We start from the raw sequence: 1319 nt of genomic DNA, 5'->3' as shown, positions 1-1319 counted from the left end.
GTGGTGGTGGGAGACAGCTCTGGCGGTGCTGGCGGTGGGGGGCCTGTGGATCGGCATCGATGCGCTGCACCACCAGTTCCGCGGCAAGTTGTTCCTGGGCAAGGACGCCGATCCGGTACCGATCAGCGAGCGGGTCCATGCGCTCAATCCCCTGATCCCCGGCACCGGCATCACCAGCGATTGCACGGTGGCCAGCGGCAAGCCCTACAACGCCACCACCCGCCCGAATTTCGACAGGTGCAACCGGCCCGGCCTCCCCGGCGCCCGGGAGATCTTTCTGCTGGGCGATTCCCATGCCCAGCACCTGCTGCCGATGCTCGACCTGGTGACCGCCCGCACGGGCCAGCGCATCACCTTCACCAACAAGCGCTCCTGCTTCATCGATCCCCAGCTGACGCTGTTCCTCAACAACCGCCCCTACAAGCCGTGCACCGACTTTGCGGCCGGGGAGATGGAGCGGTCCCTGGAACGGCTCAGGCCGGGTGACATCGTCATCATCTCCAGCAACCTCAACAACTACCTGAGCAGCGCCGATCCGGCGGGCACCACCCAGGGGCAGCCGGCCTACCTCGCAGGCCGGCGACTGAATGTGGCCGAGGTGCGCCAGGCCCACATCCTCAGCATGCGGGCCTATGCCCAGCGGCTGGCCGCCCGGGGGGTCCAGCTGGTGCTGGTGGTCGACAATCCCCCCCTTGCCCGTGAGATCGTGGCCTGCCCGAAGGATTCCCCCAGCAGCTGCGCCCCCGACCCCTCCGTGACCGCCGCCGGCCAGCTGGCGGTGCGCCTCACCCTGGAGGCGGCGGCGGCGGGCCTGCCCAACGTGCATGTGTTCGACCCCACCCCCTATCTGCTCGCCCCGGATGGCCGGGTGCGCTACCGCAATGATCAGGGCAGGATCATCTATTCCGATTCCCACCACCTGAGCGTGACGGGCAGCCGTTCGCTGGCGGAGCCGTTCGAGCGGTTCCTGGCGCAGGCGGGCCTGGTCCCGGGAGGCCGCTGATGGCTCTGGCCCCCGCCGTGACCAGCACCGGAGTCGCCGCGGCGGCGAGCGGCCCAGCGAGCGGAGCCGTCGGGAAGGGAGGAGGCTTCGCCTACCGGCCGGACATCGACGCGCTGCGGGGAGCGGCGATGCTGGCGGTGCTGGTGTTCCACCTGAACAAGAGATGGCTGCCCGGAGGCTTCACGGGGGTGGACATCTTCTTCGTGATCTCGGGGTATGTGGTGATGGGCTCGCTGCTGGCTCAGGCGGGCAAGCCTCTGGGGCCCCGGCTGGGGATGTTCTACCTGCGGCGGGTGCGGCGTCTGATGCCGAACCT

Annotated in this window: 2 protein-coding genes; both read left to right on the top strand. The window is 69.2% G+C overall.

Annotation, left to right across the window (positions count from 1 at the left end):
• Positions 1-1003, top strand: a 1003-nt coding sequence (locus L107_RS03175; protein ID WP_304523532.1) for an SGNH hydrolase domain-containing protein, incomplete at its 5' end; no start/stop codon positions are given.
• A partial coding sequence (locus L107_RS16315) for an acyltransferase (RefSeq protein WP_201295787.1) occupies positions 1003-1319 on the top strand: 317 nt, incomplete at its 3' end. The genes L107_RS03175 and L107_RS16315, both read left to right, overlap by 1 nt.

The organism is Cyanobium sp. Copco_Reservoir_LC18 (assembly GCF_009834675.1).
Taxonomy (GTDB): Bacteria; Cyanobacteriota; Cyanobacteriia; order PCC-6307; family Cyanobiaceae; genus Cyanobium; species Cyanobium minutissimum.
Note: the sequence above shows the minus strand (reverse complement) of the source record. Positions and strands in the feature narration are given on the sequence as shown.